At 38.1% G+C, this 26,239-nt stretch carries 28 protein-coding genes; 3 read left to right on the top strand and 25 right to left on the bottom strand.

Annotation, left to right across the window (positions count from 1 at the left end):
- Positions 1-48: 48 nt before the first annotated feature.
- From cobK to HMPREF0631_RS06005, 19 genes are all read right to left on the bottom strand, one after another.
- The gene (gene cobK, locus HMPREF0631_RS06095) at positions 49-813 is read right to left on the bottom strand and encodes a precorrin-6A reductase (protein ID WP_002846189.1); all 765 of its coding nucleotides are present in this window, start codon (positions 811-813) and stop codon (positions 49-51) included.
- Entirely contained in the window at positions 810-1,535 is a 726-nt protein-coding gene (gene cobJ, locus HMPREF0631_RS06090) for a precorrin-3B C(17)-methyltransferase (protein WP_004167149.1), read from the bottom strand. The genes cobK and cobJ overlap by 4 nt, the downstream gene beginning before the upstream one ends.
- Positions 1,532-2,779, bottom strand: a complete 1,248-nt coding sequence (locus tag HMPREF0631_RS06085) for a cobalt-precorrin 5A hydrolase (RefSeq protein ID WP_004167254.1) — start codon at positions 2,777-2,779, stop codon at positions 1,532-1,534. The genes cobJ and HMPREF0631_RS06085 overlap by 4 nt, the downstream gene beginning before the upstream one ends.
- Positions 2,760-3,533, bottom strand: a complete 774-nt coding sequence (locus tag HMPREF0631_RS06080) for a cobalt-precorrin-4 methyltransferase (protein WP_004167214.1) — start codon at positions 3,531-3,533, stop codon at positions 2,760-2,762. The genes HMPREF0631_RS06085 and HMPREF0631_RS06080 overlap by 20 nt, the downstream gene beginning before the upstream one ends.
- 131 nt (positions 3,534-3,664) lie before the next feature.
- Positions 3,665-4,237, bottom strand: coding sequence for a precorrin-6Y C5,15-methyltransferase (decarboxylating) subunit CbiT (gene cbiT, locus HMPREF0631_RS06075; protein ID WP_004167205.1), 573 nt, complete (start codon positions 4,235-4,237; stop codon positions 3,665-3,667).
- Positions 4,238-4,302: 65 nt separating this feature from the next.
- Positions 4,303-4,935, bottom strand: a complete 633-nt coding sequence (gene cbiE / locus HMPREF0631_RS06070) for a precorrin-6y C5,15-methyltransferase (decarboxylating) subunit CbiE (protein ID WP_004167208.1) — start codon at positions 4,933-4,935, stop codon at positions 4,303-4,305.
- The gene (gene cbiD, locus HMPREF0631_RS06065) at positions 4,932-6,104 is read right to left on the bottom strand and encodes a cobalt-precorrin-5B (C(1))-methyltransferase CbiD (protein WP_004167225.1); all 1,173 of its coding nucleotides are present in this window, start codon (positions 6,102-6,104) and stop codon (positions 4,932-4,934) included. The genes cbiE and cbiD overlap by 4 nt, the downstream gene beginning before the upstream one ends.
- An 8-nt stretch (positions 6,105-6,112) precedes the next feature.
- A complete protein-coding gene (locus HMPREF0631_RS06060) occupies positions 6,113-6,754 on the bottom strand; it encodes a cobalt-precorrin-8 methylmutase (RefSeq protein ID WP_002846180.1) in 642 nt (213 codons plus the stop codon).
- A gap of 9 nt (positions 6,755-6,763) precedes the next feature.
- Positions 6,764-7,909: a pyridoxal phosphate-dependent aminotransferase gene (locus HMPREF0631_RS06055; protein ID WP_004167151.1), complete on the bottom strand. Its 1,146-nt coding sequence runs from the start codon at positions 7,907-7,909 to the stop codon at positions 6,764-6,766.
- A gap of 147 nt (positions 7,910-8,056) precedes the next feature.
- Positions 8,057-9,034: an adenosylcobinamide-phosphate synthase CbiB gene (gene cbiB / locus HMPREF0631_RS06050; protein ID WP_004167157.1), complete on the bottom strand. Its 978-nt coding sequence runs from the start codon at positions 9,032-9,034 to the stop codon at positions 8,057-8,059.
- 4 nt (positions 9,035-9,038) lie between these two features.
- Positions 9,039-10,412, bottom strand: coding sequence for a cobyrinate a,c-diamide synthase (locus HMPREF0631_RS06045; RefSeq protein ID WP_002846177.1), 1,374 nt, complete (start codon positions 10,410-10,412; stop codon positions 9,039-9,041).
- 3 nt (positions 10,413-10,415) lie between these two features.
- Positions 10,416-11,381 (bottom strand): cobyric acid synthase, encoded by a 966-nt coding sequence (locus tag HMPREF0631_RS06040; protein ID WP_002846176.1) that lies wholly within the window; start codon positions 11,379-11,381, stop codon positions 10,416-10,418.
- Positions 11,381-12,022 (bottom strand): histidine phosphatase family protein, encoded by a 642-nt coding sequence (locus HMPREF0631_RS06035; RefSeq protein ID WP_004167219.1) that lies wholly within the window; start codon positions 12,020-12,022, stop codon positions 11,381-11,383. Before HMPREF0631_RS06035 ends, HMPREF0631_RS06040 begins: the two co-directional genes overlap by 1 nt.
- A 26-nt stretch (positions 12,023-12,048) precedes the next feature.
- Positions 12,049-12,864 carry an adenosylcobinamide-GDP ribazoletransferase gene (gene cobS, locus HMPREF0631_RS06030; RefSeq protein ID WP_004167216.1) on the bottom strand — a complete coding sequence of 272 codons (816 nt, stop codon included), beginning with the start codon at positions 12,862-12,864 and terminating at the stop codon, positions 12,049-12,051.
- 8 nt (positions 12,865-12,872) lie between these two features.
- Positions 12,873-13,445: a bifunctional adenosylcobinamide kinase/adenosylcobinamide-phosphate guanylyltransferase gene (locus tag HMPREF0631_RS06025; RefSeq protein ID WP_004167224.1), complete on the bottom strand. Its 573-nt coding sequence runs from the start codon at positions 13,443-13,445 to the stop codon at positions 12,873-12,875.
- Complete coding sequence (gene cobT / locus HMPREF0631_RS06020; protein WP_004167154.1) at positions 13,433-14,503, bottom strand: nicotinate-nucleotide--dimethylbenzimidazole phosphoribosyltransferase; 1,071 nt, start codon at positions 14,501-14,503, stop codon at positions 13,433-13,435. The genes HMPREF0631_RS06025 and cobT overlap by 13 nt, the downstream gene beginning before the upstream one ends.
- Before the next feature lie 71 nt (positions 14,504-14,574).
- Entirely contained in the window at positions 14,575-15,735 is a 1,161-nt protein-coding gene (locus HMPREF0631_RS06015; RefSeq protein WP_004167248.1) for a S41 family peptidase, read from the bottom strand.
- Positions 15,736-15,759: 24 nt separating this feature from the next.
- Complete coding sequence (locus tag HMPREF0631_RS06010) at positions 15,760-16,698, bottom strand: transketolase family protein (protein WP_002846167.1); 939 nt, start codon at positions 16,696-16,698, stop codon at positions 15,760-15,762.
- A gap of 9 nt (positions 16,699-16,707) precedes the next feature.
- Positions 16,708-17,520, bottom strand: a complete 813-nt coding sequence (locus HMPREF0631_RS06005) for a transketolase (protein ID WP_002846163.1) — start codon at positions 17,518-17,520, stop codon at positions 16,708-16,710.
- 385 nt (positions 17,521-17,905) lie between these two features.
- On the opposite strand from HMPREF0631_RS06005, the gene acpS reads away from it, so the two are divergent.
- The 3 genes from acpS to HMPREF0631_RS05990 all read left to right on the top strand — a co-directional run bounded on the left by acpS (position 17,906) and on the right by HMPREF0631_RS05990 (position 20,483).
- Positions 17,906-18,292 carry a holo-ACP synthase gene (acpS, locus tag HMPREF0631_RS06000; RefSeq protein WP_004167228.1) on the top strand — a complete coding sequence of 129 codons (387 nt, stop codon included), beginning with the start codon at positions 17,906-17,908 and terminating at the stop codon, positions 18,290-18,292.
- A gap of 1 nt (position 18,293) precedes the next feature.
- Positions 18,294-19,349 (top strand): cell wall-binding repeat-containing protein, encoded by a 1,056-nt coding sequence (locus tag HMPREF0631_RS05995; protein ID WP_004167221.1) that lies wholly within the window; start codon positions 18,294-18,296, stop codon positions 19,347-19,349.
- A 270-nt stretch (positions 19,350-19,619) separates the two neighbouring features.
- Positions 19,620-20,483, top strand: coding sequence for a MerR family transcriptional regulator (locus HMPREF0631_RS05990; protein WP_242821664.1), 864 nt, complete (start codon positions 19,620-19,622; stop codon positions 20,481-20,483).
- Between the two features lie 126 nt (positions 20,484-20,609).
- On the opposite strand, the gene HMPREF0631_RS05985 is transcribed toward HMPREF0631_RS05990, so the two are convergent.
- Genes HMPREF0631_RS05985 through acrC form a run of 6 tightly spaced genes read right to left on the bottom strand, consistent with a single transcriptional unit; the run spans position 20,610 to position 25,846 of the window.
- Positions 20,610-21,791: a CaiB/BaiF CoA transferase family protein gene (locus HMPREF0631_RS05985; RefSeq protein WP_002846158.1), complete on the bottom strand. Its 1,182-nt coding sequence runs from the start codon at positions 21,789-21,791 to the stop codon at positions 20,610-20,612.
- Between the two features lie 27 nt (positions 21,792-21,818).
- Positions 21,819-22,196 (bottom strand): hypothetical protein, encoded by a 378-nt coding sequence (locus HMPREF0631_RS05980; RefSeq protein WP_002846157.1) that lies wholly within the window; start codon positions 22,194-22,196, stop codon positions 21,819-21,821.
- A 46-nt stretch (positions 22,197-22,242) separates the two neighbouring features.
- Positions 22,243-22,716, bottom strand: a complete 474-nt coding sequence (locus HMPREF0631_RS05975) for a hypothetical protein (RefSeq protein WP_004167183.1) — start codon at positions 22,714-22,716, stop codon at positions 22,243-22,245.
- 33 nt (positions 22,717-22,749) lie between these two features.
- Positions 22,750-23,856 carry an acryloyl-CoA reductase electron transfer subunit beta gene (gene acrA, locus HMPREF0631_RS05970; protein WP_004167251.1) on the bottom strand — a complete coding sequence of 369 codons (1,107 nt, stop codon included), beginning with the start codon at positions 23,854-23,856 and terminating at the stop codon, positions 22,750-22,752.
- Between the two features lie 22 nt (positions 23,857-23,878).
- Positions 23,879-24,682 carry an acryloyl-CoA reductase electron transfer subunit gamma gene (acrB, locus tag HMPREF0631_RS05965; protein WP_002846151.1) on the bottom strand — a complete coding sequence of 268 codons (804 nt, stop codon included), beginning with the start codon at positions 24,680-24,682 and terminating at the stop codon, positions 23,879-23,881.
- A 21-nt stretch (positions 24,683-24,703) separates the two neighbouring features.
- Positions 24,704-25,846, bottom strand: coding sequence for an acryloyl-CoA reductase (acrC, locus tag HMPREF0631_RS05960; RefSeq protein ID WP_002846145.1), 1,143 nt, complete (start codon positions 25,844-25,846; stop codon positions 24,704-24,706).
- Between the last annotated feature and the right edge of the window lie 393 nt (positions 25,847-26,239).

Here is a 26,239-nt window from a genome sequence, read left to right as displayed (position 1 = left end):
TCCCTCCTAAATCTATACTTTATATTATCAATTACTATTTATTAATTATTATCCAAAAATTATACTTTCTTCTATCTCTGATATATCGTGTACTACTCTCTGATAGTCTATTGTCTTTCTCTTTATTATTATAATAGGTATACCTAGCTCTTCACAAGCAGCAATCTTGTCCATAAAGCCACCAGCAAATCCGCTCTCCTTGGTAATAACTACATCTACCTCTGCATGCTTGAGCATGGCTACATTTATATCCTTGCTGAAGGGTCCCTTGATAGCCAGTAAGTTGTCAGCATTTAGACCCATGGCCTCGCAATTTCTTATGACTTCACTTGTAGGAAGGACTCTTGCAACCAAAGACTTAGACTTTAAGAGTTTTACATAGGTTCCAAGGTTCTTACTACCTGTGGCTATAAATACATTCTCCCACTGGTCGTTGCCAAGAATCATGGCACAGGCCTCTTCTATTGTATCAACTATGTATTCTCCCTGGTATTTAATTTCACCAAGCAAGGACTTTCTCTCAAATCTTATGTATTTTATATCTGTCTCTTCACAGGCATCCATGGCATTTCTCGATACCTCAACAGCATATGGGTGGGTTGCATCTATTACCTGCCTAACTTCATTTTTAATGATATAGTCCACCATACCATCCTTGTCCATCTTTCCATTTATGATGTCTTTGGCACGAGACTCTGCTAGGTCTCTTCCAAACTCAGTAACTACAGACAATACAAAATCGCTGATACCTATCTCATATAGTCTATCGCATATTTTTAAACTATCTGAAGTTCCTCCTAATACTAGTATCATATCCTGTACCCCCTCGGTGTTATTATACTATCATTTTCAATGTATGATTCCTTATTTCCAATTATGACCATTGTGGACATATCGCATATATCGTAGTCCATATTTTCAAATGTCATAACATATTTTTCCATATTGTCTCTTCCTGCATTCTTTACAATACCGACTGGTGTATGACTAGACTTGTACCTAGCCATAACCTCGAATGCTCTTCTTAGGTGGTCTGGTCTGCCCTTGCTCTTCGGATTGTATAAGCATATTACAAAATCACCCTGGGCAGCTAGTTCAAGTCTCTTGAGTATGTGGTCCATGGGAGTCATCAAATCACTAAGGCTGATATGGCAAAAGTCATTCATAAGTGGAGCACCAAGTTCTGCCGCAGCAGATATACTAGAGGTTACACCCTGGACAATCCTTATTTCCTGTCCCCATTCTTCCTTTGTGTTAAGTTCATATACTAGGCCTGCCATCCCGTATACGCCAGAGTCTCCTCCACTGATCATAGCTACTATATGACCCTTTTTAGACAGATCTAAGGCTGCCCTTGACCTGTCTATCTCCTGTCTCATACCATTTTCTACTACTATCTTATCAGCTACCAGGTCTCTTATTAAGTCTATGTAGGTCTTGTATCCTACTATTATATCGCACCTTTTTATCACTTCAATAGCCTCTAGTGTCATATGGTCTTTTTTCCCAGGACCAATTCCCACAACATATATCATCTATTCCACCTCTTATACCTTCCCAAAGAAAGGGTTATTCCATCTTTCTTATATTTTTTGCCTATCAGGTTGCCCTCGCACAGTATGTGGCATGAGGGTTCAGCTACTGAAGACACTCCCGTAACTTTTTTTACAAAATCCGACCTCTCATATAGGTCTTCATAATCGACTAGTTGGTCACTGGCAAAAAACTCACTTTTTACAGATTCTTTGTCACAAAAATCCAGTATAGCCCTTTCATGCCTTTTTAAATCAATGGAGCCTACCATATCTATAGACTTCACATCTATATTTTGCCCTTCCAAGTAGGTATTTATAGCCATATCTAGAACTTGGCTAGCAGTATTTTTCCTACAGCCTATACCTAGAACATTGATCCTTGGAACTAGTCTTATTATCTCACACTTGCTATCTTGTATATCAAACAAATAGGCAAACTCAGTCTTATTTATATCTAGCTTGTCGCTTATTACTATTATACCATAATTAGTCTTAGATTCATCTTGGCTATTATTATTAATCTCATAATTCAAATCTATCACTCTATCATCTATATTTTTAAAACCTCTAATAGACTTTTCCCAACCATCAATACCAATCACTAGGTCTCTAAGGTCTGGATCAATATATATATAGGGTCCCTGACCCTTTAATATACTAGAGTTGTATTTAAGTGACAATTCTCTTATATTATCCACATTTGCACCTAGTTTTTTAACAAGTAGGTCAAAGGCACCCTTGTCATTTATATCCGTGGCTGTTGTTATCACTGGGTTGCCCCCAATTTTATTTGCTATATAGGCAGTCATTTCATTTGCACCTGCCATATGTCCACCTAGGATGCTGATGACATTTATCCCCAGCTCGTCCATTACAATAACAGCTGGATCGGTAAACTTATCCCTTATAAAAGGAGCGATTGTCCTAATCGCTATACCACTCGCCATAATAAATACTAGATAATCAAAATCATTAAAGTACCTGTCTATACTTTTCTTAAAGTCTTTAAAATATAGGAGCTCAGAATCCAAATTCCTATCACTCGAAAGTTTAATCAAGTCTTGGGCCAAGGACCTTGACCTATCAGTAAGATATATATAGGCAAGTTTTTCATTTTTATATCTAGCCCTAGACAATATATCTCTTGTCCTATCTCCCAAGTCTCTGGTCCTATTCATCAAGTCCATAGTCCTATCCATGGGCCTATCCATCAAATCTCTAGTCCTATTCGTCAATTTGATCACTTGCCTTCCTGTATTCATGGCTGAAATATTTTGAATAGAGCATAGAATAGTTGTATTTATCTCCCAAGAAATCCCCTACCAAAATAAGGGCGGTCTTCTTGATACCTGCATCTTTTACCTTTTGACTAATGTCCTCTAAAGACCCCATTACAGTCATTTCATCATCCCATGTAGCCTTGTAGACTATAGCAACAGGTGTGTCTTTCTTATATCCTCCACCTATCAATTCTTCAACTACTTCTTCAATCCTATTCACAGACAAGAATATAGCCATAGATGTTTGGTGGTAGGCAAAAGACCTAAGGTCCTCCCTCGTAGGAACTGGTGTCCTTCCACCTATCCTCGTAATTATCAGGCTCTGGGAAATCTCTGGAACTGTGTACTCAATGCCAAGGCTTGCAGCTGCCCCCAAAAATGAACTAACTCCGGCTACAGACTCGTAGTCTATACCAAGTTTTTTGAGTTCCTCTGCCTGCTCCCTGATAGATCCATATATGGATATATCACCTGTTTGGAGCCTGACAACAAGCTTATCAGCCCTAGCTCCCTCTCCCATTACTCCAATTATTTCTTCTAGGGTCATATATGCGCTATCATGTAGGACTACCCCCTCTTTACAATAGTCAAGCAGTTCCCTGTTGACTAAGGATCCTGCATATATAACTATATCCGCCACTTGTAGCAACTTGTATCCCTTTAAGGTAATGAGTTCCTTGTCTCCTGGACCAGCACCTACAAAATATATCTTTTCCATATTAATCAACCTCTCCTAAATCAGCAAAACCACTTTTCTAAATCAGTGAAACTACTTTTCTTAACCAGTGAAATTACCTTTCCTAAATCATTAAAACCAAATATTTCAAACCATATTGTCCGAGCCTATTTTTACCTTTTTGCAGTAACGACAAATATAGGGTTATTGGGTTTAAAGTAATTGCCACTGCCGAGTTTTTCCATCCTAGAAACAGACACCTGTATAACCTCTATATCATCAAAACCAGCTTCTTTTATAGATTCTATGTACCTCGTCATGCTCTCGATTAGGATAAAGTTGGCCACTAGTGTTCCACCATCTTCAATCCTACCTCTAAGCCACAATACTAGGTCCTCTATTCTAGCACTCGCCCCACCTACAAATACTGAATCAAATTTGCTAGGACTACACCCATCTAGCTTATGACTTTCATTTGGTAGGTCTGCACCTATAAGGCTGATATTTTCTAGACCAAACTTTTCTATATTAGCCCTAGTAAGACTAATTGCGTCTGGATTTTTGTCAACTGCCAATATCCTTAGGTCTGGGTAGTTTAAGCCAGCCTCTACAGATATAGAACCCGACCCTGTACCTATGTCCAAGAGATACTTCTTTCTTGCTAGGTCTAGTTTTTGTAGGCTTATAGCCCTTACTTCTTCCTTTGTTATAGGGACCTTGGTCCTTATAAATTCACTATTTTTCATAATAACATTACCTGCTTATAATTTATATTTTTCTAGCCTTCCTCATCAATATAACAACTGATAATTTATATTTTTCCAGCCTTCCTCATCAATATGACAACTGCTAGGTCAAATTCTACATCTATATTCTTAACTAGTTGAGGACTAGCTTCAATCAATACTTCGTCCTTATATCCTAGCCTATTTCCTATATACATCATATAATTTTCCTGCATATTATATAGGTCCCTAGCTAGTTCTATTGGCCCATACTTCCTGTCAGTTACCATGGCCACCTTGTCATGCACCAGCAAAAATTCCATATCCAGGTCTCTTCCATGGCAACTCGTGATATATAGGTCGTTCATGTCTAGGCCAAACCTCGAAAAAGCGTACTGGATAGAGCTAATACCTGGCTCTAGGTCAAGTGATTCCCTTTCAAAATTTCTAAGTATATAGGAGCCTATCCCGTACACTAGGGGGTCACCTGATGCAAGAATACATATATCCTTATCTATATTGTCATCTATATAGGATTTCATATGGTCTAGGTCCTTACTTATAAAGTAGATATCCTTGCCAGATATATCCATCTCACCTAGGACCATATCTATATTTCTTTTTCCACCTATTATAATATCTGAATTTTTGATCTTATCGAATACCCTCTTAGTCATAAAATGACTCTCTGACGGTCCTATTCCAAGAACTCTTATCATATCTCAACTCCTCCAAAGCTTGCCTTGGCAAGTAGGTTGGAATCCATATCAAACATATATACCTCAACCTCCATGCCATCTTGCCTAAGGTATTTGTAGGCCCTTTTGGCTGCCTTTTGTGCCAATATATCAAACACATCTTGGTATCCAGCCTCCTTGATAATAGGTAGCATGGCATCTGTTGCAAGACATCCATCAATCCTGTCTAAGAGGTCTTTGTCAGCCCCCATCATAGCTAGGTTTGCTATCATTATCTCGTTTCTGGCATCTGCAATCCTACTGTGGGAATTGAATATTCCACCAGCTAGTTTGATTAATTTACCTATATGCCCTGCTAGTATGACCTTTTCAAAGTCCAACCTCCTAGCTTCCATCAGCATATAACCTATAAAATTACTCATCTTGACTACCATATCTTCATTTACTTCAAAGTGCTTGACCATGGTATTGTAGCCTATATTCCCCGGCACTAGGACCACTTGTTTGTAGCCTTGGGCCTTTTTGATAGACAAATCTGCTGACAGGGATTTTTTCCACCCCTCATCACTCATAGGCTCAACTATGCCGCTTGTCCCTATTATTGATATTCCTCCAAGGATTCCTAGGTTTTTGTTGAAGGTATTTTTAGCTACTTCCTGTCCATCTGGCACAGATATGGTCACTAGTATAGACCTTCCAGCAAGATAACTAGCTATGTCTATATCAGCATCTGACATCACTTCTAGAATAGATCCTACTATCATATCTATTGGAACCGGATTGATAGCTGGTCTTCCAACTTCTAGACTAAGGCCTGGCTTGGTCACTAGGCCTACTCCTTGTCCCCCCCTAATCCTTATATAGTCCTTGCCAGTAATAGATTCTGGTCCTATATCCTCATTCCTATCTACAAGTTCAACCCTAGAATATATGTCTATCATATGGGTTGCATCAATATCGTCACCACCATCTTTTTTGACAGAACACTGGCAATAATCTTGACCTATTTTCTGATTTTCTATATCTATAAAGAGGTCTATTCCCTTGGGAGTGTGAATTTTTACCCTGTCTTCTATATAGGACTTGGTCACAAACATCCACATAGCAGCCTTTGTAGCAGCTGCTGCAGAAGATCCCGTTGTATAGCCCCTCCTGTACTTTTTACCTTCTACATATACATACTCTTCCATAGGTCCACCTAGTCCCTAAAATAATAGTATAGTATTGCATTTATTATGGCTGCAGCTAGGTTGCTACCTCCCTTACGACCTCTTGATACTATATATTCAAGGTCTGATTCCATGAGTTTTTCCTTGGAATCCTCTGCTCCAACAAAGCCAACTACTACACCTATAACTGCCGAAGCCCCCAGCTTGTTTTCCTCATCCAGTTCTATTGCCCTATATATGGCTGTAGGTGCATTTCCAAAAATAAATATCTTGTCATTCTTGTCCTGACCAGCTATCTCAACCGCCGCCATAGACCTAGTTATCCCCTTTTCCTTGGCAAGCCTTACAGTCCTCTCATCAGATATAAGGCACTCATACCCGCATTCCATAGAGTCTAGTAGCCTCTTGTTGATTCCACTAAGGCCCATAGTCGTATCCGTATAGATAGTAGCCTTGTTTTTTAGGGCATTGACTATATTTTCTACAGCCTTGTCACTGATCTTGAGTATATCTAAATAGTCAAAGTCAGCCGTAGTATGTATGGCCCTTTTTATTATCATCTCTTCAATTTTAGACCTAAACCTATAGTCTGGCCTAGTCTCATCTATTATGCCTTGAATTATCTCAAAGCTCTTGTTTTCAATTAAACTTGGGTCCTTAATATATTCCATCTCGACCTCCTACAATATTTGTCTTAGAGAATCCACCAAGACCTCATTTAGGTCGTGTGACTTAATCGCCAACCTAAAATGCCTATGTGTTAATCCCTCAAAAGATGATGCATCCCTGATAAGTATGGATTTTTCCCTTACCATATCCATTTTTAAATCGTGGGCTGTATCATATTTTGACCTATCATTTAAGCTGCACAGGATATAGGCTGTATCACTTTTATGTATGTCTATAGCCGACATCCTTGATAGCTCATCCATTAGGTATTCTCTTTCTTTTTTGTATGATTTTCTTGTTTTTTCTAAGAAATCTAGGTCTTCTAGCACTGCCATAGCCCCCGCCTGGGCAAGAGAATTTACAGACCATGGCTCTTGGATAGACCTTACTTTTTCTACTATCGACTCATCCCTCGCCATCATATAGCCTAGCCTAAGACCGGGCATACCATATATTTTTGTAAGTGACTTAACAATAATAATCTTGTCATAGTCATACTTAAAACCACTATTGTAAGAATAGCCCTCACAAAAATCCATAAATGACTCATCTATTATTAGGTACTTGCCATAAGTCCTGCAGTGGCCCACTAAAAAATCTAGATTTCTCAACCTAGCATCCGGAGCTCCTGGATTGCATACTACTATAGCCTCCCTAGGGTCTCTTGCTAGGTCCATATCTTCAAATGACAGGTATACTTTATCATCCGAACCATAAATATCCTTCATAGGTGATATAATAGGCCCCTTGCCACCTATCCTACTCGACCTTATATGTTCTGAATATAGGGGTGATAAAACCCTCACCTTGTCGAAAATATCCAACCTAAAAATAAGGCTGATAAGCTCACTGGCACCATTACCAACACATATATTATCCCTAGACAATAGTCTCTGATTATCTAAAATCGAGTCATCAAATCCTGAACCTAAGATATCACAAGACCTCATATATTGCCTATTTATTGATCTGGCTATCTTATCTCTAAGGTCCACATAGTCTATATCTGGATAGGCTCCTATAGAATCTATACTATCTATTATAGCTTCTTTTAGGGCCATTGGAGTGACAGGATTGATGTTTGAGCTATAGTCAATCAGGTCAGAACCAATATTGAATTGTCTTTTTATATTTTCTGTATCAGCACCATGACTCATTTGTCTACTCCTCTTATTCTTTATTTTTATTCTTATTTATATTCACTTCTTATTTATATCTATTTATATTCCTTTATTCCATCATTTCTATTTCTTTCCAATTACTTATTTCCAATTTTATATTCCTATAAAACATATATATTATAACTAGAACACAATCGCTCTAAAGACAAGCAAGGCCAAAAGACTTACTATACTTGTAACATATAGTAGCTTTATTGAAGATAGTATATCCTCAGCCTGAAGGTCCCTAGTCTTGTCTCCTATAGTTGGCTTGTATACCTCTTGTCCAAAATACACATTAGTACCACCTAATTGTATGCCCAGGGCTCCAGCTACTGCTCCTTCTGAATATGCACAATTAGGACTCTTGTGGTTTTTCCTGTCCCTATATCCTATTTCTAGGCACTTTCTCCAATCATAACCACAGATAGCACTGGCTATTGTAAAAAATAATAGGGATAGCCTAGCAGGTATAAAATTAAATACATCATCCAATATTGCTGGATACCTGCCTATGTTTATATACTTTTCATTCTTGTAGCCCAACATAGAATCCATGGTATTTACCGCCTTATAAACCATCGCTAGGGGAACTCCACCAAGCATGGCAAAAAATATGGGTGAAATAGTTCCATCTACTGTATTTTCGGCTACCGTCTCAACTGTTGCCCTGATTATCTCGCTCTCGCTCAGACTTGAAGTGTCCCTCCCTACAATATAGGAAAGCTGTAATCTGGTTTCTTTTATATCACCCTCAATAAGCTTCTTGTATACTTTTTTGGCCTCAAGGGCAAGACACCTTGTAGACAGGCAGGTAGCCATAAGTATAATTGATATGCCAGTGTCCAATAAAAAGCCCCACAAGGCCCATGCCCCCATTGGTCCTAATATAAGTCCAAATATATTGCTTATAAATATACTCATTGAGTATGTTATACCAACAAGGACTAGCCAAATTGCAAGCCCCCCCATCTTCAAAGACTTAAACCTCAACCTGACCAGTCTTTCGAGATACTTTATCAGTCTGCCCATATATATAACCGGGTGAGGAAACCCCTCTGGATCACCTATTACAAGATCTATAATGAATGCTACAAAAACTACTACTGAAACAACACCCATAGGCCTAACCCTCTGTATTGCTCAAAAGGTAGCAAACTATACTTAGGTTGTTGTAAAAATGGACATGTAGGTAGGAAGCCAGAACATTTTTAGATGAATAACCACCTGACCAGACCATTACAGAACTAGAAGTAGTCTTTTTCATATCGAATATGGTCTCCATATCAGATATAAATTCTGAATAATGGAATTCATGACCTCGTAATTGTTGACCCTTGTATGAAATAAGATTATCCTTCTTTGCTGTGGCAAGACAATAACCAAATCTCTTTAAGCCCTGTGTCATCTGGCTATATCCATCAAGTATACCTACCATTTGATGCTTATTGCCCTCTTTATTTATAAGGTACTTGCCTAGGTACATAAGTCCACCGCACTCAGCATATATTGGTTTATTAGCTTCATAAAATTCCCTTATACTATCGAGCATAGTATTGTTAGATTCAAGCTCTTGGGCATATATCTCCGGATAGCCTCCACCTATATACAAAAGGTCAATCTCAGGCAATTTCTCGTCTCTAATAGGAGAGAAAAATACAAGCTCTGCCCCTATATCCCTTAGTAGGTCTAGGTTGTCCTGATAGTAGAAATTGAAGGCCTCGTCATAGGCTATACCTATTTTCTTACCTATAGCAAGATTTTTGACTTCGGGGTCATCTAGGAACATTGTCATTTCAAATGAAGAAGTTATAGATTCACTCTCAGCAAGCTCCAATATCCTGTCTACATCTACATATTTTTCAATAAGTTGAGCCATCTTATCTACTTTTTGAGATAGGTCCTTGTCCTCTTGACACTGGACTAGACCTAGGTGCCTAGATGACATGACCACGTCATCATTAGGAGGTAGATAACCCAATACTTCAATAGCGCAATATTTTTCTATAGCCGCCTTTATCAGTTTATAGTGGTTGGGATTCTTGATATTGTTGACTATAACACCAACTATGTCTACAGACTTGTCCATATGCTTGTAGCCCAAAACAGTTGCAGCTGCAGATGCTCCTGTAGCCTTTGCATCTATAACTAGTATGACTGGACACTTAAGGACCTTGGCCATTGCCGATGTAGAACACTTGTTGATATCTGAGCCAACTCCGTCATATAGGCCCATAACGCCCTCTATTATTGAGATATCCTTCTGGTTTGCTGCCCTTAAAAATATATACTTAATCTGCTCTTCATCTAGCATATAGGCATCCAAATTCCTAGAATGTATACCTGTAACGTACTTGTGATAGTTTGGATCTATATAATCAGGTCCCACCTTAAATGGCTGAACTTTTTTACCCCTATCGGTTAGGGCCTTCATCAGTCCAAGACTGACCGTGGTCTTACCAACACCACTATGGGTGCCTGCTATTAGTATTTTTTTCATAAGTTACACCTTTTCTCGTCTAAAAATTATATTATAGATAGCCCTAATATCAAGCTTATCTCTTAGTAATTTGGCTAGTCTGTCGTATTCGCACTCTCTTACAAATTTACCTAATTCACTATCATTCATGATATCCAATCCTTGTGATAGCCTAAATTCATTCTCTGCTTTTATCCTAGATATTATGTGGTTGCTACCATCACCTAGAGACTTCTCTAGAGAACTGATAAACCTATCCACATTGTCCCTAGATTTTCCACTAGCCCCATCTTCTTCATCTATATAAATATCTGCATATGGCACAAGTCCCAAGACAGGTATCTTTATTATATCCTCGAGCATCCTTATACCATCTTGAAAAGAGTCCTCGTCGCCCCTGAACTTGTTGATTATAACCCCCTTCACCCTTGACCTATCAGACTTGGTCATAAGCTCTAGGGTACCCACAATGGAAGCAAATACGCCGCCCCTATCTATGTCTGCCACCAAGATAACCGGTGAATCTGCTATCTTGGCCATCTCCATATTTGATAGGTCAATCTGGTTTATATTTATCTCAACAGGACTACCTGCTCCTTCTAGGACAACTATATCCACAGATGATTCTAGGTCCTTGTATATAGCTTCAAGACCTGGTCTTAGGTCCTTTTTTATCTTCATATACTCTCTTGCCCTTAGCGACCTTATGTATTTTCCATTAAATATAAGGTCTGTCATATGATTGTCGCTAGGTTTTAGTAAAATTGGGTTCATGGATGCAAGTGGCTCTATCCTAGCAGCCCTAGCCTGAGCAACTTGAGCTATGCCCATCTCGCCACCGTACCTATCAAAGGATGAATTTCTTGACATATTCTGTGACTTAAATGGAGCAACCCTATAGCCATCATCCGAGATAATCCTACAAATACCAGTTGCTATCATACTCTTTCCCACATTGGATGCCGTCCCCTGAAACATTATACAAGCCATTAGTCCACCCTCTTCATCATAGGTCTAATAAGAGACTTGTCATAGGGTATATGCCCCATCATGGACATAACAGGAAATCCATCAATAAATTCAATCTTGGTTATGGATGCATTTTCCACCTTAAAATGCCAATGAAGACTAGGATTTTTAGCAATTAAGTGAGAGAGTATATTCCTAATAGTCCCCATATGAACACATACAAGTACATTATCTACTTCATTACACTCTTTTATAATATGATCTATGCCCCTAGCATTTCTCTCATAGGCCATCTCAATATTTTCACCATCTGGGAAGGTATACATAACATCTCCAGTCATCATTCTTTTGAAATCTTCAGGGTATTCACTTTTTATCTCTTCAAAGGTCTTGCCATCAAATTTACCAAAGTTCATCTCTCTTAGGTCATCAAGCCCTAGCATTTCAAGGCCCAAATACCTCGATACCTCATCCACAGTCTGCCCTGTCCTCTTTAGGGTAGACGTGTAGATCCTATCTATATCTATATTTTTCAGGTAGACATTTAACTGCCTAGCCTGTTGTCTTCCAACATCACTTAGGTCACAGTCACTAAAGCCTGAGTACCTAAAATTTATATTGTCTACGGTATTGCCATGCCTTACCAAGTACAAATTCTTCATATCAACCTCTCATTCTAGCTAGTCAACTAGCCTACCAGTATAAAAATATAGGCTATAAAAATCATCTCACCCACTTCTATACCACAACCTAATATATCACCTGTCAGCCCACCAATCTTCTTGTATACTCCATGCTTGATCAGATAAGCCAATATACAAGTGATAAATAGGGACAATAAAACCAAAATAATAGATATCATCTGGTTTAATCCAAATATACTAGTGCCTGTCAATCCAAGAGCCAAAATCTCTAATAGACCTACAAAAACTGTAGAAACTATAAGACTAGTCCTATCGCACTTGCCAATAAATACATTTCCCATTCCATTTTCTCTGGCAGGCCTAGTCCTGTATGTAAGTAAAAGACCTAGGAATCTTCCAAGTACAGGCATTAATACTATAGGCCATACCATGTCCTTGTCAATAAAACTAGCAAGCATACATACCTTTAATACTATGAGTAGTATCAAGGAAATACTGGCATTGGTCCCCATCCTAGAGTCCTTCATTATCTCAAGAATCTGGTCCTTACTCCTATAGGAAAATATCCCATCAAAGGTATCTGCAAGTCCATCTAGGTGAAGTCCTCCTGTAAGTACAACCTCAACTAGGACTAGCAAGACCCCTGTAACAAGACTATTATTATAAAATGCAGGTACAAGTCTCAATATGTAATAAACAAGACCTAGAATCAGCCCTATAACAAGACCTACTAGGGGGAAAAACACAATTCCCTTGCCAAGATCTGGATCAAACTTTGAATCCTTTTTTATACTTATCCTAGTTAAAAACTGGAGTATATTTATAAATCTTTCAAGGTCTAATAATTCTCTAATCTTCACTTAACCACCTACTTTATCCTCACTCCTATTGATGATACAACCATATAGACCTGGTCTGATTGGCTGGCTATATACTGGTTGGACCTTCCAACCAATTGGGTATAAAATCTAGACAACTTGTTGTAACTTATACCGCCAAGTCCTATCTCATTGGTTACAAGTACTAGGTCTAGGTCCTTATCCCTAACAGATTTAACAAAGTCCCTTATCTCATTTAAAACCAGGTCCTCTTTTAACCTACACTTGTCCTGGTCTAGACCATCAAAATCCATATCGTCCTCAAATATAATATTGGATACCATCATAGTCAGGCAGTCAAGCAGTAAAATACCATGGTCAAAATCATCATTAGCTACAATTTGTCCCAAGTTTTTATAGGCCTCCAGTGTAGACCAGTTTTTGTCTTGTCTGGCTTGTTGGTGAAGTCTGACCTTTTCTCTCATCTCGTCATCATATACACTTGCAGTCGCTATATAGGTGCAAGAACATGACTTGTCCTGGCTGATCTTAGTAACCAAGTCTTCAGCAAAGGCAGACTTGCCAGAACTAATACCACCTGTCACTAGTATTATTTGTCCCATAGGCCTAAGACCCTTCCTATCTCTAAGTCCTTAAACTCTCCCATGTGGTTGTAGGCATATATAGATGAATCAATTATATTCATGGCAAGGGCTGCTCCTGTGCCCTCACCCAATCTCATGTCCATATCCAACATAGGTTTTATACCTAATATAGATAGGGCTGTTTCACTACCCTTTTCATCAGACTTGTGAGACATAATCAAGTAATCCTTAGATCTTGGATTTATCCTATAGGCTATAAGGGCTGCTGCATAGGATATAAATCCATCAACAACTACCGGTATCCTATTGGCTGCACATCCCAGTATCACGCCGGTCATACCTCCTATATCGAAACCACCAACCTTGGCTAGCACCTCTATACCATCTGTCGGGTTGGGATTGTTTATCTCTATTGCCTTTCTGACAACATCTGCCTTGTGTTTTACCCTTTCTAGACCTATGCCAGCCCCAACATCTGCAATATCAATAGGATCCTTACCAGACATAACAGACAAAATAGCTGTAGATGGGGTAGTATTGGATATTCCCATCTCTCCAATACCTATGATCTTGTAGCCTTCAACTATACACTTTTCTGCTATTTCAATCCCTAGTTCTATTGACTTTACAGCCTCGTCCATTGTCATTGCTGGACCCTTGGCAATATTATCAGTTCCCTGCCTAATCTTATGGCTGACTACACCATACATGGGCTCATCACCTAGTACACCAATATCTATAGGTATCAGGTCAGTCTTGTTGAACTTTGCCAATACTCCTACACCTGTCAGTCCCCTAGCAAAGTTTTCCAACTGCATCCTAGTTATAATCTGAGGTTGCGGTGATACACCTTCATCGTGGACCCCGTGGTCTGCCCCAAAGGCTATAATACATTTTTTAGGTTGGTCCTCTATTTTATCTGTACAATAAACACCTGCAAGTTTTTTAGTTATATCTTCTAACTGTCCTAGACTGTCCTTGGGATGTATCTTATCGTCCCACCTCTTTTGTGCCCTCTCTATAGCTCTTTCATCAAGAGGGTATATGTTTCTTGAAATACTAACTAATAAATTCAACTTTTCACACCATTTCCCTTATATTTACATATAACCTCCTGCATAGATATACAGAAGGTTATATAATTTCTCTATTTTATTTTTTCTTTTAGATAAGAAATCGCCCTTGGCAACTGGTCTTTTTCTTCCTTGACTTCAATTGTAGGCTTTATTCCCTTCTCATTGATATATGATCCATTTGGAGTAAAGTACTGGGCTGTTGTAAGCTTGTAACCTGTACCATCTCTTAGGGAAACAACCTGCTGGACAAGACCCTTACCATATGTAGTTGTACCAACTGAGATACCTGCCTTGTTGTCAAGTATAGCGCCTGTCAATATTTCAGATGCTGATGCGGAGTTGCCGTTTGTAAGCACAACAATAGGTATAGATATCTTCTCCTTGTCACTAGATCTTAGGTATTCCTTGTTGCCCTTATTGTCCTGAGTATAGACTATAACAGCCTTGCCTAGTAGCCTGTCTGCTATATTCTCTACTACATCTAAAAGTCCACCACCATCATCTCTAACGTCTACTATAAGACCCTTGATGTTTTTTGCCTCTAAATTCTTTAGGGCTGACCTAAAGTCATCTGCTGTATCCTCATCAAAACTCTTAATAGATATATAACCTAGATTATTTTCTAGAACTCTAGAGTCTATAGTCTGTATTGTAATCTGTCTTCTTACAACAATCTTTTCAATCTGTCTATTATCTCTTATAAGAGATATCTTTACGCTTGTACCAGCCTTACCTCTCATATTTTTGACAGCTATATCCATCTCTTGGTATGTATAAGACTTGCCATCGACCCTTACTATAAAATCTCCCTTTTGAATCCCTGCCTCCTTGGCTGGACTCTTGTCAAAGGTAGATTCTACCCTGATCCTACCAGTCTCCTTGTCAGCACCTACTGTCATACCAACACCTACATATTTGCCTGATGATGCCTCCAATAGCTGCTTCATTTCGTCTTTAGTGTAATAGGCTGAGTACACATCTCCTAGCCCTGCAAACAAGCCCTTATATATGCCTGTCTCAAGCATATCCTTGTCTGGCTTTTTGTAAAAGTCTTCATTGATCTTCTCACTTAGACTCACTAGCTTCTTATACTGCCTGTATTCCTTGTAGGGTAGTATACCTATTACACCTATTGTAGATAGGACAAATGTTGTGAATATGGAAGTAACAAGCATGAGAGCTACAGCTCCTATCCACAATTTCCTATTTCTTCTCTTATTTTCTTTTTTCATTAATACACCTTTGTTTCCTTAAAATTAAAAATCGATGCCCATCAATATCCTCACCTGGTCTACTATATCATCAGTAGTCATATTGAAATGTTCATAGAGTTCCTCTGCCTTTGCTGACATACCAAATTCATCTGGCACACCAATCTTCTTAACCTTTATTGGGCAGTGTTCAGATATGTATTCACACACTGCTGAACCAAGACCTCCTATTTTACTATGGTCTTCAATAGTCAGTATGGCCCTAGTATTTTTTGCACAGTCTTCTATAATAGAAGTATCGAGGGGCTTTATCGTAGACATATTTACTACCCTTACATTGATACCCTCTTGCCTTAGTAGGTCGCTTGCCTTGATTGAATTAGACACCATAGGACCACAAGCTATTATAGATATATCATCACCATCTCTTAGGACCTTAGACTTTCCTAACTCAAACTGGTAGTCATCTCCTAGTATATTTTCTACATCTTCCCTGACCAACCTCATATAGGCAGGCCCATCACTATTAGCCAAATATTTTGTCATCTGATAAGCCTCTATAGCATCAGCTGGAACTAATACCCTCATATTAGGAAGTACTCTCATAATGGCAATGTCTTCTATGCTCTGGTGGGTTGCCCCATCCGGTCCTGTCATAAGACCCGCATGAGTTGAGCAAAGCTTTACATTTAATTTGCCCATACACACTGAGTTTCTTATAATTTCATAAGCTCTCCCTGTCTCAAAAACAGCGAATGAACTTGCAAATACATTCATGCCTGCTGCTGCAAGTCCTGCAGATACACCTACTAAATTCTGTTCGGCTATACCTACATCCACAAACCTATCTGGAAATACAGATTTAAAATATTCAGTCTTTGTAGATTTAGAGAGGTCAGCATCAACAACTACCAACTTATGGTTGCTGTCCCCCATATCCACAAGAGCCCTACCAAAGGACTCTCTCATTGATTCCGTAAACATTTATACCACCTATCTAAGTTCTTCCATGGCTGTGCTGTAGTCATCACTTGACATAGTCTTGCTATGCCACTGACACTCACCTTCCATAAAAGAAACTCCCTTACCCTTTATAGTATTAGCTATAACCAATGTCGGTTTGGTATCTATCTTGTCAAAAGTATTGAAGGCTCCAAATATCTGGTCAAAATCGTGACCATCAATCTCAAGTACATACCATCCAAAAGCCTCAAACTTCTTGGCAACTGATCCCAAGCTCATGACTTCATCAGTGCTACCATCAATCTGTAAACCATTCATATCAACAATAGCCATAAGGTTGTCGAGCTTGTACTGTTTGGCAAACATGGCTGCCTCCCAAACCATCCCCTCTTGGAGCTCTCCATCTCCCAGTAAGGCGTAAACATTGTAACCAATATTTTCTATCTTAGATGCCAGAGCCATACCGCACGCAGCAGATAGACCTTGCCCCAAGGAACCTGTTGTCATATCAATACCACTTACCTTTAGCATATCCGGGCTACCCTGAAGTATACTATTGTACTGTCTATAACCTTTTAGTTCTTCATCCATCAAGTAACCTTTCTCGCAAAGTGCAGCATATATAGCTGCAGACGAATGACCCTTAGACATTACAAACCTGTCCCTGTCATCTTTTTTAGGTTCCTGTGGATTGACATTCATCCTGCCAAAATAAAGTGCAGTGATAATCTCTACACAAGATAAGGAACCACCTGGATGACCAGACTGGGCATTATATATCATATCTATTATCTTGCGCCTTATGCTTTTCGCTCTTTCTGATAGATTATCGTAATCAATCATTTTATCTAGTGTCCTTTCACCATTTATATTCTACATTCATATAAATCGACCTGTATTTAAGATGCATAGTAATACCTGTCAATATAAATCTAAATTTTATTATACCATATATTACAATCACTTGGTACATTTGTAATTCTATTGAAACATTTATAAAACTTTATCAAAATAAAATCATCTTTTATTGATATATTAGCAAGATAAAAACCATGACTTAAAACTATGATTTATAAGGGCTATCGGCATAATTTCAAAAATTATATAGAGATAATAAAAAAGCTCAGTGAAAACAATAAAAAATGAATCAGCATGAAAATTTACTTTAAAGGCTTTTAATGGTAAAATATATTCTAAGATACTATTAATATAGCCAAAGTTACAGGAGGTGGTCACCATTATTTATGGCATAGGTACAGACATAGTAGAGATAGACAGAATAAGGACATCACTTAATAGGAACATTAAACTCCTAGACAAAATGTTTTCACCTCGAGAAATGCAAATGTTAAAGTTAAAGGACTATAAGGCTGAATCTGTAGCTGGTAATTTTTCAGCCAAGGAAGCTGTTGTAAAATCAGTGGGTACAGGCCTTAGGGGATTTGGACTTCACGATGTAGAAATTCTTAGAGACGACCTAAACAAGCCTCTTGTAGTATTTTCAGGGAAATTCAAAGACTACTGTAATAGCATAGGTGTAAGTAATATCATGGTATCAATATCCCATTCAAAAAACTATTCAACAGCCACAGCAATAGCTATCAAGGAGGATTAATATGAATAAATATATCAAGAAAAGTATTTTAACTGCCCTAGCCCTTACGATGCTTCTTCCATATGGGCTAGTATCAAATAATTCAAAGGCAGAAATCAATGTAACAAGAATAGCAGGTGCAAACCGTTTTGAGACTTCTATAAAAGTCAGCCAAAACTTTTTTAAATCAAGAAATTCAAGTGCTGTAATAGCAAGTGTAAACGACTTTAGGTCTGCCCTATACGCAAGTTATATGGCGTCCTCTCTTAGGATTCCATTCCTCGTAAATTCACCTAGTACGCTTAGGCCCGATGTTGCAAAAGAACTTAGGAGGCTGGGAGTATCAAGGGTATTTTTAGTTGGCAACACATCAACCCTATCAAACAAGGTAGAAAACGACCTTAGGGGCATGAAGATAAATGTTGAGAGACTAGCAGAAAACAACCAAAAAGACATAAATAGCCTTGTAGACCAAAAAATATACAATACATTCTTCCCTGGCACACCTAGGGGGGATATAGATAGCGGCATAGTAATTAATGATAAGATTTTTCCAGACCTTCTGTCATCAGTTCCTTTTGTAGCTGAAACGGCAAGGACACAGGGTTCATACCTCGGAGCATATTATAGGCTGCCAGCAACAGATGGCTACAAGTTTATAATAGGAGGAAGGGGAACTGTTCCCGATAGCTACAAGACATTTTATGGGGATATAAATGGTATAAATGCTCACAATGACGATGAAAATAGTGGTGAAGAAGCAAACTACTATACAGGAAGGCTAGCTGGTGGCGATAGGTATGAGACAGCCATAGAAATAGCCAAGGCCTACAAACCAGTACTTAGGAAAAACATCAATACAGTCATCCTAGTAAATGGCAAGGACTATCCTGACGCTCTTTCTTCAGGTATAGCAGGAGTCTACTCAAACGCTGCAGTCCTTCTTACACCACCAAATGCCCTACACGAATCAACTAAGAGATTTATTATGGAAAATGGAATTTCAAAAGTTATAATTATTGGAGGAACATCCTCTGTTTCTAAAAATGCTGAAAACACAGTAAGGAATTTGAGATAAAAAATAGTCCTTTAAGTTACTTATTTCGGTAGATTATATATGCCCCTGTCACTATAAATATGTACATCCACATACCAAGACCGATACGGTAGAATACCCTCTATTAAATATTTACATTAATTGTAACATATAACTCTCTTTTGTAGAACAGTTGTATTTTACAATAAATATGATATAATTTAGTATATATTGGACTATTTATTAACAATGATACACATGGTATTTTTAAGATCTCGCAAGGAAAAAATATTCATGAGAATAGGAGCAAATATGAAAGCAAAGGAAAAATATTCTATAGGCGAAGTAGAAAAAATTTGTAATATACCTATAAAAACTTTAAGATACTACGACTCAATAGACCTAGTAGTGCCATCATTTAGGGATTCTGAAACCAACTACAGGTACTATGACAAGGGCCAAATGGTAACTATATGCATAGTCCGTAAACTAAGGATGCTAGGCTTTAGTCTTAAGGAAATAAATAATATCATACATAACAACAAGGCCTATAGTCTTGAAGAGAGCATAGACTCCAAAATGGTTGAAATCTCCAAAGAAATTGAAGCCTTACAACAAAAGTACACAGAGGGTTGCAAGCTCTCACAAAGATTAAAAAAGGGAGTGGATATCTTATCTCTATACTCTAAGGACGAAGCCGAAGCCAGGGGTATAATTATAGAGGAAATCCCTGAATCCTACCTAATCTACACTAGGAAAATTATGAAGAGTTATTCAAATAAAGATGTCTCCTTGGAAAGATGGGCTGAACTAATCAATATGTCCAACCAAACAAATATAGAAGACAAGGGGTCCATACTTGTAACCTACTACTCAGAACCCTTGGAACAGTTCCTCTACAAGGATATAGATATAGAATTTGCCATGTACCTAGATAGCCATCTCCAAACTGAAAACTGTAGGAAATTCGGTGGATTTACAGCAGCTACAATGGTCCATGTCGGCGACTACTCAAACATAATAAACACCCACATTGAGATGATTCAGTATATAAACAAGAATGGTTATAGGATCAAGGGAGATATTTCTGAAGAGTTTATAATATCTCCCTTTGATGTAACAAACCCTGATGAACACGTTACAAAGGTCATCATTCCAATAGAGAAAATCAAATAGCTATATCGATGAATATATAAAACTTAATAAATATATGTGTATACGTAGAAAAATAGAAGTGTTAAAACAACACTTCTATTTTGATTAGAATATAATATTGTAGATTAGATTAAATTTATATAAAGATTATAGTATTCCTTCTTCTTTTAACTTTTCAACTTCTTCTTGACTAATGCCGAATATCTCTGCATTATGCTGGCCTAGAAGTGGTGCTGGTGTGTCTACTGTACCTGGAGTTTCAGATAGCTTCATAACACAACCTTGGAAATACTGGTCGCCAGCAGTAGGATGCTGACAATGAACCATCATTTCACGAGCCTGAATATGTGGATGTTCAATTGCTTCCTTAACATTTAAAACTGGTCCACAAGGTATTCCTGCTTCATCCATAATATTTTCTATTTCTTTCTTTGCATAGTCTCTACACCAGTCGGCAATTATGTTCTTTAATTCTGGTTCATAATTGTCACAACGTAGAGTATTTGTCTTATACCTAGGATCATCTAACAATTCTTCATGGCCTATTGTAGTACAGAACTTAGCAAATAGCCTATCATTACCCACTCCAACAGCTACAAATCCATCCTTACATTCATATACATCAAATGGTGCTATAGAAGGGTCTATATTACCATTACGCTCTGGTATTATACCTGCAACTGTGTAGTTAACAAGGGCATTTTCAAGTAAACTAAATATTGTATCTATCATTGATACGTCAACCAACTGACCCTGTCCAGTTTTTTCTCTATTGTATAGGGCCATCAAGATACCAACTGTCAAATAAATTCCTGCAACGTGGTCTGCAACAGAAGGGCCAACCTTTACCGGATTAGTCTCCTTGTATCCAGTAAGATTTATCATACCACCCATAGCCTGTGCAACTATATCATAACAAGCTCTGTGAGAGATTGGGCTGTTCTGTCCAAATCCTGACCCTGACCCATATATTATAGAAGGGTTTACTTTTCTAACTGCTTCATAATCTATACCAAGCCTCTTAGTAACTCCACCCTTGTAGTTTTCTACTAATATATCTGCATCCTTAACCAATTCAAAGAACATTTCCTTACCCTTTTCTGACTTCAGGTTAAGAGTAGCCCCCTTCTTGTTACGGTTGACATAGCAGTAAAAACCACTTTCTCCACTCTTTTCATCTATTGGTCCCCACTCACGACACTGGTCTCCGTTAACCGGTTCTATTTTTATAACCTCTGCACCATAGTCGGCTAACATCATTGTACAGAATGGTCCATTAAGTGCAGAAGTAAGGTCTATAACTTTTAGTCCTTCAAGAGCTTTCTTCATTATTGTTATTCTCCTTTATCCTATTTATTAAAATGTCTCATAGACAAACTGTGCTACTGTAGACAATACTGGTTCTGGAAGTACGTCTATTGAACTTGGGTATGGAGGATCACTAGGTACCTCTATAACCTTGAAGGCTCTAACCTCTATTAATGCCTTGTTTCCTTCGATCTTCTTTGCTCTTGCTATATATTCCATGTAATCTCCAGCCTGAGATGGAGTGTATAAACGTAACTTCTTAACACCTACACAATGGCCTGTATTGCCAAATATTTTTGCCATCAATCTCACTGCTGTATCGTTCATAAGAGTGATATTTCTAGCTCCATTTATTAGTCCACCAAGATAAAAAACGTCTCTATTTGACATTCTATAACGGAATGTTACTGTCTGCATATCGTTCATAATTCTACTCCTTTATAATAAAAATAATTATATTTTAATTTGTTAATTACATTTCATCGTCGTCTTCTGGGAAGTCGTCAAGATCAAACCAAGGATCTGTAACAAGACCTTCTGGCTGTTCTCCACGCTGTAAGTGCTTCTTAACTACTAGACGAACAAAACCTTCTGTACAAAGAACTGGCTCATCAAACCAAACCATATCGCCTTCTTTACAGTCAGTCTTTCCTTCACGAAATGCTGGTGTTGCAAGTTTAAATACTTCAATCTTACAGTCACGAGAAGAATTACCTACTTTGATAAGTGTAGCCTTGTAGTCTACCATATCTCCTACATATACATCCTTGTAGCATTTAACGTCGTGATAACCTAGGCAAAGAGATTCATCACCATCACACAGGATCATTTCCTCTGTCTCAACGTCACCAATGAAATCAAACTGACGTCCAATTGATATTAATCCGTCTGGATTAGCTGCGTCTGCAGTTGTCATGTTGTAACTTAAATACGATACCTTTCTCATAATTACACCCCCAAGTATATTTTAAATAATGTATTACTTATTATTTTTAACCTCTTTAATACTATCTATCATCATCGGTACAATCTTAAATATGTCACCGTTGATACCAATATCAGCACAATCGAATATAGGTGCCTTTTCATCCTTGTTTATTGCTATTATCAGTTCAGAATCCTGCATTCCTGCCTTGTGCTGGATAGCTCCTGATATTCCTAGAGCAATGTATATCTTTGGATGTACTGTCTTTCCTGTCTGACCAACCTGGTGGTCTGCTGATAGCCAACCTGAATCTATAACTGCACGGCTACCACCTACTACACCATTTCCAAATGCATCAGCAAGATCTTTAGCTAGCTGTATACCCTTTTCTACGTCTTTGCTTATACCTCTACCTACAGATACTATTACTTCTGCACCTATAAGGTCTACCATGTGTTTAGCTTCTTTTACGACTTCAAGAACCTTTGTCTTAAGTTCGTCCTTGCCTATATTTACCGGATAGTTTTCAACCTGGCAAGCATTTGCTCTTTCTTCACTATACTCGCCCTTTTTCATTACACCTGGTCTCACTGTAGACATACATGGTCTAAACCTAGGACATATTATAGTTGCCATTAGGTGGCCACCAAATGCCGGTCTAGTCATCTTTAAGTTGGTATCTTCCATCTTAAATGTAGTCTTTGATAGGTCCAAAGTAGACGATGTTGCTATAAAGTCAACATAGTTATTCATATCTATATCCAAGTGAGTACAGTCTGCTGTAAGTCCTGTATGAAGTCTAGCAGCACACCTAGGCGCTAGGTCCCTACCTATATTAGATGCACCTATTAATACAACTTCTGGCTTTTTATCCATCACTAAGTCACAAAAAACCTTAGTATAGGCATCAGTTGTATAGTCTTTTAGGCTCTCATCGTCACAAATTATAACCTTATCAGCTCCATATCCACCTAGGTCTTTGGCTAGGCTCCCAATATCATGACCAAGTATGACACCTACAAGCTGTGAACCTCTCTCGTCAGCCAACTTACGGCCTTCAGATATCAGTTCAAAGTTTGTGTTCATCATGTGGCCATGGCGCTGTTCACAAAACACCCATATATCTTTAAAATCCTCTATTCTAGAACTATTAAATTCCATCTTTGATTGTCTCCTTTCACAATTAGATAAGATGCAGTTTTTCTAATCTATTAGTTAGCTCAGCTACTGTTTCTTTACCATCGCCTTCAAGCATTATTCCTGTTCCCTTTTGAGGTGGAGTAAATGACTTGAATATATTAGTAGGAGATCCCTTAAGTCCTATAGTTTCAAGGTTGATAAGGGGCTCATCCTTAAGTTCTTGGAATGAAAGTACAGTCATAGGCTTACTATAGCAGTCCATGATTCCGTTAATAGTCATATAGCGAGGAGATATATCATCATCCTTTACACATGTTATAAGACAAGGAGTCTTAGTCTCTATCATCATATAGCCATCTTCTAGCACACGTTTTATAGTCAATTTATTGCCGTCTTTCTTGATTTTGCTAGCATAAGTAACCTGTGGAACCTCTAATTTTTCTGCTATCTGAGGTCCAACCTGAGCAGTATCTCCATCTATAGCCTGACGACCACAGAATATGATGTCTTCTTCGTTTAGTCCTAGGTGAGATATTGCTGCAGCTATAATCTGAGATGTAGCATATGTATCAGAACCACCGAATTCTCTAGAAGAAATCAATACAGCGTCATCTGCTCCTATGGCTAGAATTTCTCTTAGCATACCTTCTGCCTGAGGAGGTCCCATTGTAAGAGCTGTAATCTGGCAGTTCAATTCATCTCTTAATCTTAGGGCCTGCTCTAGTGCGATCATGTCATCTGGATTTATAATAGCTGCCATAGAGTTACGATTAAGTGTTCCATCAGGGTTAACCGCAACTTTACCAGAAGTATCTGGTACCTGTTTAACACAAACAAATATTCTCATTATTCATACACTCCTTTTCTACTATTTCATAACTTCTCTAGCTATAACTACCTTATGTATTTCAGAAGTTCCTTCATAAATTTCAGTAATTTTAGCATCACGATACATTCTTTCTAGTGGATAGTCCTTCATATATCCGTAACCACCATGAATTTGGAGTGCCAAGTTTGTCACATAACGTGCATTCTCTGCTGCATTTAACTTACACATAGCAGCTTCCTTAGTATGGTTTTTACCAGCATCCTTTAGGTAGGCTGCATAGTAGACAAGAGTCTTAGCTGCCTCTGTCTTAGTAGCCATGTCAGCTATGTACCACTGGATTCCCTGAAGAGCACCTACAGGCTTTCCAAACTGGACACGTTCCTTAGTATATTTTACTGATAGGTCTATGGCACCCTCAGCTACACCTATTGACTGGGCACCTGTTCCGATACGTGCACCATCTAAGGCCTGCATAGCAATCTTAAATCCTTGTCCTTCCTTGCCTAGTAGGTTGGCCGCTGGAACCCTACAGTCTTCAAATATCAATTCTGCTGTTTCAGATCCATTAAGACCCATCTTTGATTCAATTTTACCTATGCTAAATCCAGGAGTGCCTTTTTCAACTATTATTGCTGACATACCCCTCAATCCTTTTTCTGGTTGCGTAAGGGCAAACAACAATACTACATCTGCGCGACTTCCACCTGATATAAAGCACTTAGTACCATTTATGACATATTCATTAGTTTCTGGATCAAGTATGGCTTTTGTCTTGGCAGCACCTGCATCAGAACCTGCATTTGGTTCAGTAAGGGCAAATGCACCCAAACTACCGCCCTTTGTAAGTCTAGGTAGAAACGTTTGCTTTTGTTCCTCAGTACCAAACTTATGAATGGCATGAGGTGCTATTAAATGTATAGATAATATAGCTGAAGAAGACATACATTTTTTTGCAAACTCAGAAACAGCTATCACCTCTTCAATACTGCCTCCACCTGTTCCACCATATTCCTTAGGAATACCTATGCCTGTAAATCCCAACTCTGCCATTTTGCTAAAATTATCTACAGGGAATGTATGGGATAAATCCACATCTGCTGCAACTGGCTCTAAGACTTCTTCTGCAAACTGTGCAGCTAACTTTTTAATCATTTCCTGTTCTCTAGTTAATGAAAAATCCATATGTCATTTCATCCTTTCTTGTATTTAATATATACTTATTCAATATTCCTTAAATCAATTACCACCTTAAGTTAAGACTAAGTATATATTATATAGTCGCTGTATTGTCAATTAAATAACACTAGATTTTTTGTTTAATTTTAAACCGCTAAAGATAAACCCTCCAGTAGGTGTAGATCTATTTTTTCTATAAAATTTCTATAAAACAGAGATGAATCTAAGTAAAATCAGTAAAAATAACTATATATGATAGATTTTCAATGATTCTTTTGTAGAGTTTTTTGACTAGATTAATAAATTCAGTTGAAATTAAAACAGTATATTTTGTAGAAATGTTTGTGGAAATATATTATTTTATAACAAAAAAAGACTCTAGATAAACTAGAGCCTCTC

This window comes from Peptostreptococcus anaerobius 653-L, assembly GCF_000178095.1.
GTDB lineage: Bacteria > Bacillota > Clostridia > Peptostreptococcales > Peptostreptococcaceae > Peptostreptococcus > Peptostreptococcus anaerobius.
Note: the sequence above shows the minus strand (reverse complement) of the source record. Positions and strands in the feature narration are given on the sequence as shown.

Bases quoted from the DNA above. Each gene is read 5' to 3' on its own strand.
- HMPREF0631_RS06005 (WP_002846163.1), bottom strand. From the start codon at position 17,520: ATGATTGATTACGATAATCTATCAGAAAGAGCGAAAAGCATAAGGCGC.
- HMPREF0631_RS06015 (WP_004167248.1), bottom strand. From the start codon at position 15,735: ATGAAAAAAGAAAATAAGAGAAGAAATAGGAAATTGTGGATAGGAGCT.
- acrB (WP_002846151.1), bottom strand. From the start codon at position 24,682: ATGAGAATATTTGTTTGTGTTAAACAGGTACCAGATACTTCTGGTAAA.
- cbiT (WP_004167205.1), bottom strand. From the start codon at position 4,237: ATGAAAAATAGTGAATTTATAAGGACCAAGGTCCCTATAACAAAGGAA.
- HMPREF0631_RS05995 (WP_004167221.1), top strand. From the start codon at position 18,294: ATGAATAAATATATCAAGAAAAGTATTTTAACTGCCCTAGCCCTTACG.
- HMPREF0631_RS06060 (WP_002846180.1), bottom strand. From the start codon at position 6,754: ATGGAATATATTAAGGACCCAAGTTTAATTGAAAACAAGAGCTTTGAG.
- HMPREF0631_RS05985 (WP_002846158.1), bottom strand. From the start codon at position 21,791: ATGAAGAAAGCTCTTGAAGGACTAAAAGTTATAGACCTTACTTCTGCA.
- cobK (WP_002846189.1), bottom strand. From the start codon at position 813: ATGATACTAGTATTAGGAGGAACTTCAGATAGTTTAAAAATATGCGAT.
- HMPREF0631_RS06045 (WP_002846177.1), bottom strand. From the start codon at position 10,412: ATGAAAAAAATACTAATAGCAGGCACCCATAGTGGTGTTGGTAAGACC.
- HMPREF0631_RS06040 (WP_002846176.1), bottom strand. From the start codon at position 11,381: ATGGCTTGTATAATGTTTCAGGGGACGGCATCCAATGTGGGAAAGAGT.
- cbiB (WP_004167157.1), bottom strand. From the start codon at position 9,034: ATGGGTGTTGTTTCAGTAGTAGTTTTTGTAGCATTCATTATAGATCTT.
- HMPREF0631_RS06025 (WP_004167224.1), bottom strand. From the start codon at position 13,445: ATGGGACAAATAATACTAGTGACAGGTGGTATTAGTTCTGGCAAGTCT.
- HMPREF0631_RS06080 (WP_004167214.1), bottom strand. From the start codon at position 3,533: ATGGAAAAGATATATTTTGTAGGTGCTGGTCCAGGAGACAAGGAACTC.
- HMPREF0631_RS05980 (WP_002846157.1), bottom strand. From the start codon at position 22,196: ATGAACGATATGCAGACAGTAACATTCCGTTATAGAATGTCAAATAGA.
- HMPREF0631_RS05990 (WP_242821664.1), top strand. From the start codon at position 19,620: ATGAAAGCAAAGGAAAAATATTCTATAGGCGAAGTAGAAAAAATTTGT.
- HMPREF0631_RS05975 (WP_004167183.1), bottom strand. From the start codon at position 22,716: ATGAGAAAGGTATCGTATTTAAGTTACAACATGACAACTGCAGACGCA.
- acrA (WP_004167251.1), bottom strand. From the start codon at position 23,856: ATGGAATTTAATAGTTCTAGAATAGAGGATTTTAAAGATATATGGGTG.
- HMPREF0631_RS06035 (WP_004167219.1), bottom strand. From the start codon at position 12,022: ATGAAGAATTTGTACTTGGTAAGGCATGGCAATACCGTAGACAATATA.
- HMPREF0631_RS06010 (WP_002846167.1), bottom strand. From the start codon at position 16,698: ATGTTTACGGAATCAATGAGAGAGTCCTTTGGTAGGGCTCTTGTGGAT.
- cbiD (WP_004167225.1), bottom strand. From the start codon at position 6,104: ATGGAAGAGTATGTATATGTAGAAGGTAAAAAGTACAGGAGGGGCTAT.
- cobJ (WP_004167149.1), bottom strand. From the start codon at position 1,535: ATGATATATGTTGTGGGAATTGGTCCTGGGAAAAAAGACCATATGACA.
- HMPREF0631_RS06055 (WP_004167151.1), bottom strand. From the start codon at position 7,909: ATGAGTCATGGTGCTGATACAGAAAATATAAAAAGACAATTCAATATT.
- cbiE (WP_004167208.1), bottom strand. From the start codon at position 4,935: ATGATAAGAGTTCTTGGAATAGGACCGTCAGAGAGTCATTTTATGACT.
- acrC (WP_002846145.1), bottom strand. From the start codon at position 25,846: ATGGATTTTTCATTAACTAGAGAACAGGAAATGATTAAAAAGTTAGCT.